The 7,278-nt window shown below is 66.5% G+C and carries 7 protein-coding genes; 3 read left to right on the top strand and 4 right to left on the bottom strand.

Features of this window, described 5'->3' with window-relative positions:
* The coding region (locus IE075_RS15380) for a porin family protein (protein ID WP_189457987.1) at positions 1 to 767 on the bottom strand (767 nt) is incomplete at its 3' end.
* A 271-nt stretch (positions 768 to 1,038) separates the two neighbouring features.
* On the opposite strand from IE075_RS15380, the gene IE075_RS15375 reads away from it, so the two are divergent.
* The 3 genes from IE075_RS15375 to IE075_RS15365 all read left to right on the top strand — a co-directional run bounded on the left by IE075_RS15375 (position 1,039) and on the right by IE075_RS15365 (position 4,482).
* Positions 1,039 to 3,069, top strand: a complete 2,031-nt coding sequence (locus IE075_RS15375; protein ID WP_308427836.1) for an NADPH-dependent 2,4-dienoyl-CoA reductase — start codon at positions 1,039 to 1,041, stop codon at positions 3,067 to 3,069.
* 256 nt (positions 3,070 to 3,325) lie between these two features.
* Positions 3,326 to 3,784 (top strand): cell wall hydrolase, encoded by a 459-nt coding sequence (locus IE075_RS15370; protein ID WP_189457985.1) that lies wholly within the window; start codon positions 3,326 to 3,328, stop codon positions 3,782 to 3,784.
* 86 nt (positions 3,785 to 3,870) lie between these two features.
* Positions 3,871 to 4,482 (top strand): glutathione binding-like protein, encoded by a 612-nt coding sequence (locus IE075_RS15365; RefSeq protein WP_189457984.1) that lies wholly within the window; start codon positions 3,871 to 3,873, stop codon positions 4,480 to 4,482.
* 24 nt (positions 4,483 to 4,506) lie between these two features.
* Here IE075_RS15365 and IE075_RS15360 read toward each other — a convergent pair whose 3' ends face one another.
* The 3 genes from IE075_RS15360 to prpB form a co-directional block, all read right to left on the bottom strand.
* Positions 4,507 to 5,007, bottom strand: a complete 501-nt coding sequence (locus IE075_RS15360; RefSeq protein ID WP_229792567.1) for a potassium channel family protein — start codon at positions 5,005 to 5,007, stop codon at positions 4,507 to 4,509.
* A 3-nt stretch (positions 5,008 to 5,010) separates the two neighbouring features.
* The gene (prpC, locus tag IE075_RS15355; RefSeq protein ID WP_189457983.1) at positions 5,011 to 6,162 is read right to left on the bottom strand and encodes a bifunctional 2-methylcitrate synthase/citrate synthase; all 1,152 of its coding nucleotides are present in this window, start codon (positions 6,160 to 6,162) and stop codon (positions 5,011 to 5,013) included.
* A 213-nt stretch (positions 6,163 to 6,375) separates the two neighbouring features.
* On the bottom strand, positions 6,376 to 7,269 hold the full coding sequence (gene prpB, locus IE075_RS15350) for a methylisocitrate lyase (RefSeq protein WP_189457982.1): 894 nt from the start codon (positions 7,267 to 7,269) through the stop codon (positions 6,376 to 6,378).
* Between the last annotated feature and the right edge of the window lie 9 nt (positions 7,270 to 7,278).

The raw sequence follows: 7,278 nt of genomic DNA, 5'->3' as shown, positions 1-7,278 counted from the left end.
ATCGTCTGGCCGGCCTGCGAGCCCGGGCACTTGTCGTTGCAGTTGTTGACGCCGTCACCGTCGTCATCGAGATCGGCGCAGTTCGGCGCGCTCGGAGCCGGCGCCGGTGCCGGGGCGACCGCAGCCACAGGCTCCGGACCCAGCGGAATCACCAGACCGACCGAGGCGAGCACGTCACCGAACCAGTCAGCGCCGTCATCGCGCGGCACTTCGTCCTGCAGGTACGCGCCGACGCTGTCGTCGTTCGCGACCGCACGATACGCAACCTCGGCACGGATGCTGGCGCGGCCCGTGTTGCCCTGGAGGCCAACACCAAACTTCGCCGCCACGTTGCCTTCTTCACGCTCGCTCGGGGCGCCGTTGCGCTCGAAGCGCGCCGGAATCAGCGGGTTCGTGGGGTCGAACTCTTCTTCCTCGCGCTGATAACCGATACCGGCCAGCACGTACGGACCCCAGTTGCGACCTTCGGCCATGAAGTGGCGACGCATGTCGAAGGAGATGCCGTACTGGCTCCAGTTGAGCTCCTGGTTACGGTCAACCTGGGCGTTCTGGTAGTTGAGCTGCGTCTCGAACGACCAGGTCGAGTTGATCATCTTGCCAAGGCCGATCGCGCCAAACGGGGCATTGCGGGTGCCGCGCTCGTCGTCCTGCATATTGAAGCCGGCCTGGCCGCTGACGTACCAGCGATCATCGAACTCCTGAGCGCTAACCACCTGGGCCACGCTCAGTCCGCCCAAAAGAGCGGCGCAGAGAATCTTCTTGTTCATATCGGATCCTTGTGTATTTGGAGGAAAACCGCGTCCGCGTATTTCCGTTGCATTCCTGGACAGCTGCCTGAATGACGCCATCGCCGCGGAAGGCTAGGCGTGCGCGGGTGAAGATATTGTTAACACGAAGGTAACAATCGCCATAGTGCTGAACGCGAAGACGTTCCGGTCTCGGGCCATGGGCAGGCGAACGGGTGGGCCGGTTGCCCACTTGCCGTCGGCGTCGTGCCCCGTCATCGTGCGCGCTCCGTACTCAAGCGTATCGTCGGCAATGTCCAGCGTATCCGTGACCTACCCCCACCTCTTCACCCCACTCGACCTCGGCTTCTGCACCCTGCCCAACCGTGTGCTCATGGGCTCGATGCACACGGGGCTCGAGGACAAAGCGTCGGACTTTCCCAAGCTGTCGGCGTACTTTGCAGAGCGCGCAGCCGGCGGCGTCGGGCTGATCGTGACGGGCGGTTTTGCGCCAAACGTCCGGGGCTGGCTCAAGCCGATGGGCGGGATGCTGCGCTGGGGCTGGCAGGCCAAGCGACATCGCGCAGTGACGCAGGCAGTGCATGCGCATGGCGCACGCATCTGCCTGCAGATCCTGCACGCGGGGCGCTACGGCTACCACCCGCTGCAGGTCGCACCGAGCGCGATCAAGGCGCCGATCAACCCGTTCACGCCGCGCGAGCTGACCGCACGCGGGATCGAACGCCAGATCGACGCGTTCGCACGCACGGCGCGGTTGGCTCGCGACGCAGGGTATGACGGCGTCGAGGTGATGGGCTCGGAGGGCTATCTGCTCAACCAGTTCACTGCGCCGCGCACGAACCGCCGCACCGACGCGTTCGGCGGCGACGCCGCGCATCGGATGCGCTTCGCGGTCGAGATCGTCCGTCGCATCCGCGAGGCCTGTGGCCCTGACTTCATCCTCATTTACCGCCTGTCGATGCTCGACCTCGTCGACGGCGGGCTCGAGTGGGACGAGGTCGTTGCACAAGCGCGTGCGGTCGAAGCGGCGGGCGCAACGCTGATCAACACCGGCATCGGCTGGCACGAAGCGCGCGTGCCGACCATCGCGACTTCGGTGCCGCGCGCGGCGTTCACGGGCATCACCGGACGCCTGAAGCCGCACGTCTCGCTGCCGTTGATCACGACGAACCGCATCAACATGCCCGAGGTCGCTGAAGCCGTGCTCGCGCGCGGCGACGCGGACATGGTGTCGATGGCACGTCCGCTTCTTGCCGATCCGGCCTGGGTCGCGAAGGCACGCGAGGGGCGCGCCGCGTCAATCAATACATGCATTGCATGCAATCAGGCCTGCCTTGACCACGTGTTCGCGAATCGCCGCGCGACCTGCCTCGTCAATCCGCGGGCCTGCTACGAGACCGAGCTGCGCTACACGCCCACGGATGCGCCCCTGCGCGTTGCGGTCGTCGGCGCAGGCCCGGCCGGTCTCGCGTGCGCGACTGTGGCCGCCGAGCGCGGCCATCGAGTCACTCTGTTCGAAGCCGCCGACGCGATCGGCGGGCAGTTCAATGTCGCGCGGCGGATTCCGGGCAAGGGCGAGTTCACCGAAACGCTGCGCTACTTCCGCACGCGTATTGAGGAAACCGGTGTGGAGCTGCGCACCGGCGTACGCGCGGACCCAGGCGCGCTTGCCGGCTACGACCGCGTTGTGATCGCCACGGGCGTGCGGCCGCGTGCGGTGGCGATCGACGGTGCGGACCACCCGAAGGTCGTCGGCTATCTCGACGTACTCACCGGGCGCGTCGTCCCGGGCGCTCGCGTCGCGATCATCGGCGCGGGCGGCATCGGATTCGACGTCGCGCAGTTCCTGGTCGAGCCGCCGCATCAGGGCACCGGGGGCAATGCGGCGCAGTGGCGAGCGGAATGGGGCGTCGATCTCGACTACACGACGCAACGCGGTGGGCTCGTCGATGCACGGCCGCGCGCCGCGATGCGCGAAGTGTGGGTGCTGCAGCGCAGCCCGGGTCGCCCCGGCAGCCGACTCGGAAAAACCACGGGCTGGATCCACCGCGCATCGCTCAAGACGAAGGACGTGCACATGCACGGCGGCGTGGAATACCTGCGCGTGGACGACGCCGGACTGCATGTGCGCATCGACGGCGAAGAGCGGCTGCTCGCGGTCGACCACGTGGTGGTCTGCGCCGGCCAGGAGCCGGAGCGCTCGCTCGTGCAGGCCATGGCCGGGCACCCGCACGTACACCTCATCGGCGGTGCAGACGTCGCCGCGGAGCTCGACGCGAAGCGGGCAATCGACCAGGGCAGCCGGCTCGCGGCCTCTTTCTGAGCACGCCGCTTTAACAAACTGTCAATAGAGAAATCCACCCCGCTTCACGTGAAGTTTATTTCCCTGCCGCTACCGTGCGCCCACTTTCCCGCCCGGCTTGGCGGGACCGGCACCTCCCCGCGCTCTGCGGTATGAGGTTGCCCGGGCAAAGCGCGCCGCAGAGCCGCTGCCCTCCCCAGTACGCCATGTCCAACAGCCGCGTTGCCCACCCCCGGGCGATGCGCGCCGTGACGACGCAACGGAGCAAGGAGTCGATATGAAACTGGCTTGGATCATGTGGCTGGCCACAGTGTTGCCGCCGCAAACCGCCGATTCGTTGTGCCTGAGCACAACGGTGTACCTGGAAGCCCGCGACCAGTCGCTGCGTGGGCAGAAGGCAGTGGCCGAGGTGGCCCTGCGTCGTCGCGACAGCGGCCTGTGGGGCGACACCGTTTGCGACGTCGTGACCGCGCGGTCGCAGTTCGCACCGACGATCGTGTCGCCGCGTACGCGCCTCAGCAACGACCGCGCGTGGAACCACGCCCTCACGGTCGCGTTCGACGCGGAGCGCAACTGGGCCTTGCCGCCCGGGCAGCGTCGCGAAGTCGTGCCCGGTGCGAGTCACTTCCACGCGCATGCGATCGCGCAGCCGAGCTGGCGTAACGCGTACCGCGTGGCGACGATCGGCGATCACACCTTCCTGAAAGTGCAGTCGCTCAAACCGCGCCGCTCGTAGTCGACACGGCCGATGCGCGCCCCCGCGCGCAGCGACGCCGCCTTCGCATTCGCGCGTCGACCATGCGTAGCGAAACGGAGGGCGTGATGAAGCTCTACACCAAGCCGGGCGCCTGCTCGACTGCAGACCACATTGCCCTGCACTGGAGCGGCGGCGAAGTCGACGTGCAGGTGGTGGACTCGGCTGACCTGAAGTCCGAGTGGTACCGCGGGATCAATCCTACGGGCTCCGTGCTGGCGCTGCAGGACGGCGACTTCGTGCTGACGCAGAACGCCGCAATTCCGGGCTATATCGCCGATTGCTTCCCGGACGCGTGCCTCGGTGGCGATGGCAGTGCGCGGGAACGTCCCCAAGTGTCGCGATGGCTGTCGTTCGTCGGATCCGACGTGCATCCGGGCTTCATGCCGCTGTTCCACCCTGCCCGCTTCATCGGGGATGAAGCCCAGCACGATACGCTCAAGCAGGCCGCACGCGCACGCCTGCGTTCCCTGTTCGAACAGGCGAACCAGCGCCTCTCGGATCGCGAGTGGCTGGCCGATGCTCGCAGCGTCGCGGACGCGTACTTCTACATCACGCTGCGCTGGGCCGAGCTCACGGGCGTCGACCTGTCAGGAATCGAGGACCTCGGCGCATTCCGCGCGCGCATGGACGCCGATCCCGGCGTGCACGCGGCCTTGGAAGCGGAAGGGCTGCACTGAGGCGCCTCGACCGAGGAGCCCTTGTTACCGATCGTTGTTATCGCCCGAGTCATCGTCGTTCCCGCCGCGCCAGTGGCGCTGCATGTGCAGGAACATGAAAGACGCGGACCACGTGATCAGCATGAAGCCGATCAATGCCTCCGCGCCGGCGACGAACCGGATTGCGCCGACGGGCTTGAGACCGCCGAAGCCGACCGTCGTGAACGAAACAGCCGAGAAATAGAGCGCATCCAGCGGACCGAACTGCTGCGTGCCGTCGATGCCGCCTGTTCGCTCCAACAGGAGCAACCCCCAATACACGAGACCGAACAGCGCGATCTCGATTACGTGCAGCACGAACAGTGCGGCCACCACTTTCAGCACCGTGCGCTGGCGCAGCGGTTTGTCGCCGTCGATATGCCCGAGCCGATCGAAATGCTCGCCGAGCGCGAGCATTCCTTTGTAGTGAATCAGCGCCGCGACGATGGTCGTGACGAGCGCCGCCGCAGCGACGCCCCCTTGCGCGATCCAGTCCGCGGCCTGCATGCCTCAGCGCTGCTCGAGCGGCACGTACTCGCGATCTTCCGGCCCAGTGTAATTCGCGCTTGGGCGGATGATCTTGCCGTCCTCGCGCTGCTCGATCACATGCGCGCTCCAGCCGGTCGTCCGTGCGATCACGAACAGCGGCGTGAACATCGGCGTCGGGATGCCCATCATGTGGTATGCGCTCGCGCTGTACCAATCGAGGTTCGGGAACATCTTCTTGGTGTCCATCATCAGGGTCTCGATGCGCTCCGACACGTCGAACAGCGTCATGTTGCCGCTGTCGGCGCAGAGCTTGCGCGAGATCTCCTTGATGATCGGATTGCGCGGATCGCCGACCGTGTACACCGGGTGGCCGAAGCCGATGATGATTTCCTTGCGCTCCATGCGAGCGCGGATATCCGCCTCGGCTTCGTCCGCCGTGTCATAGCGCGCGATGATGTCCATCGCCACTTCGTTCGCGCCGCCATGCTTCGGGCCGCGCAGCGCACCAATCGCACCGGTGATGCACGAGTGCAGGTCCGAACCGGTGCCCGCGATTACGCGCGCGGTGAACGTCGACGCGTTGAACTCATGCTCGGCGTACAGGATCAGCGACTTGTCGAGCGCATCGGCATGCAGCTCGCTCGGCTCTTCGCCGTGCAGCAGGTGGAGGAAATGCGCGGCGACGGTGTCGTCCTCGGTCTCGACGTCAATTCGGCGGCCGTTGCGCGTGAAGTGCCACCAGTACAGCAGCATCGAGCCGAAGCTCGCGATGAGCTTGTCGGCGATGTCGCGCGCTTCGGACGCCGGATGGCCCTCGCGCTCCGGCAGCACGGTGCCGAGCACCGAGCAGCCCGTGCGCAGAACGTCCATCGGGTGTGCGTTCGCGGGCACGAGCTCGAGCGCCTCGGTCACGATCGCGGGCAGACCGCGCAGTCGCTTGAGCTTCGTGCGGTATGCACGCAGCTGCGCGGCGTTCGGCAGCGAGCCATGCACGAGCAGGTGCGCGACTTCTTCGAAGCTCGACTTCGTCGCCAGGTCGTGGATGTCGTAGCCGCGGTAGTGCAGGTCATTGCCGCTGCGGCCGACGGTGCACAGGGCGGTGTTACCCGCTGCGGTGCCGCTCAGCGCGACGGATTTCTTGACCTTGGGCAGGACCTGTGCGGACTCTGTCATCGAACTCTCCTGGCGATGTTCGGCACGCCTGCGTGACCGCGCGGCGGTGCCGGTTTCGTTTGAATTGGAACAGCGGTAATCGAAGTGGAACAACGCTTTTCTGCGGCCCCGAAGGCCGCGCCGGCAACGCGAAGGCGCGCGGCCGGATCGCACGCGCCGGCGGAGCGCGGCAGGGTGCGCGCGCGCACGCTGCCCGGTCCGTCGGCCGACCTGTCAGTCGACCGTGCGCGGCGTCTGCGAAAACAGCTCGTCGAGCTTGTCCTCGTAGCGGTGGTAATCGAGGAAGTCATACAGCTCGGCGCGCGTTTGCAGCGTATCGATGATGTTCTTCTGCGTGCCCTCGCGACGCACGGTCTCGTAGAAGTTCAGCGCCGCCTTGTTCATGGCGCGGTACGCACCGCAGCAATACAGCGCGATGTCGACGTTCGCGGTGCGCAGCTCGTCGGTGGTGAAGAACGGCGTGGAGCCGAACTCGGTGAGGTTTGCGAGGATCGGCACCTTCACCGCCTGCTTGAACCGCGCGTAATCCTCGAGCGACTTCATCGCCTCGGGGAAGATCATGTCCGCGCCGGCCTCGACATACGCGCAGGCGCGTTCGATTGCTGCATCGATGCCTTCGACGGCCGCCGCATCGGTGCGCGCCATGATCACGAAGCCCGCGTCGGTGCGCGCATCGACTGCCGACTTGACGCGGTCGACCATCTCGCTCTTCGACACGACTTCCTTGCCGGGCCGGTGACCGCAGCGCTTCTGGCCAACCTGGTCTTCCATGTGCACCGCGGCAACGCCGACGCGCTCGAACGAGCGGATCGTGCGCGCGATGTTGAACGCGCCGCCCCAGCCGGTGTCGATGTCGACCAGTAGCGGCATCTGCGTGGCGTCCACGATCCGGCGCGCATCGGTGAGCACGTCTTCCATCGTGCTGATGCCGAGGTCGGGCATGCCGAGCGAATTGGCGGCCACGCCGCCGCCGGACAGGTACAGGGCTTTGTATCCGACACGCTTCGCCATGAGGCCGGCGTACGCGGTGATCGCGCCCATGACCTGCAGCGGGGATTCTTCAGCGACGGCCGCGCGGAAACGCGCGCCGGTGGATTCTCGTGACATGGTGACCTC

It is taken from the genome of Cognatilysobacter bugurensis (assembly GCF_014652095.1).
Classification (GTDB): domain Bacteria; phylum Pseudomonadota; class Gammaproteobacteria; order Xanthomonadales; family Xanthomonadaceae; genus Cognatilysobacter; species Cognatilysobacter bugurensis.
The sequence above is the reverse complement of the archived record's forward strand: the minus strand, read 5'-3'. Positions and strand labels throughout refer to the sequence as shown.

Coding starts and splice junctions, on each gene's coding strand:
- IE075_RS15360 (WP_229792567.1), bottom strand. CDS start 5,007: ATGCAGGCCGCGGACTGGATCGCGCAAGGGGGCGTCGCTGCGGCGGCG.
- IE075_RS15370 (WP_189457985.1), top strand. CDS start 3,326: ATGAAACTGGCTTGGATCATGTGGCTGGCCACAGTGTTGCCGCCGCAA.
- prpC (WP_189457983.1), bottom strand. CDS start 6,162: ATGACAGAGTCCGCACAGGTCCTGCCCAAGGTCAAGAAATCCGTCGCG.
- IE075_RS15365 (WP_189457984.1), top strand. CDS start 3,871: ATGAAGCTCTACACCAAGCCGGGCGCCTGCTCGACTGCAGACCACATT.
- prpB (WP_189457982.1), bottom strand. CDS start 7,269: ATGTCACGAGAATCCACCGGCGCGCGTTTCCGCGCGGCCGTCGCTGAA.
- IE075_RS15375 (WP_308427836.1), top strand. CDS start 1,039: ATGTCCAGCGTATCCGTGACCTACCCCCACCTCTTCACCCCACTCGAC.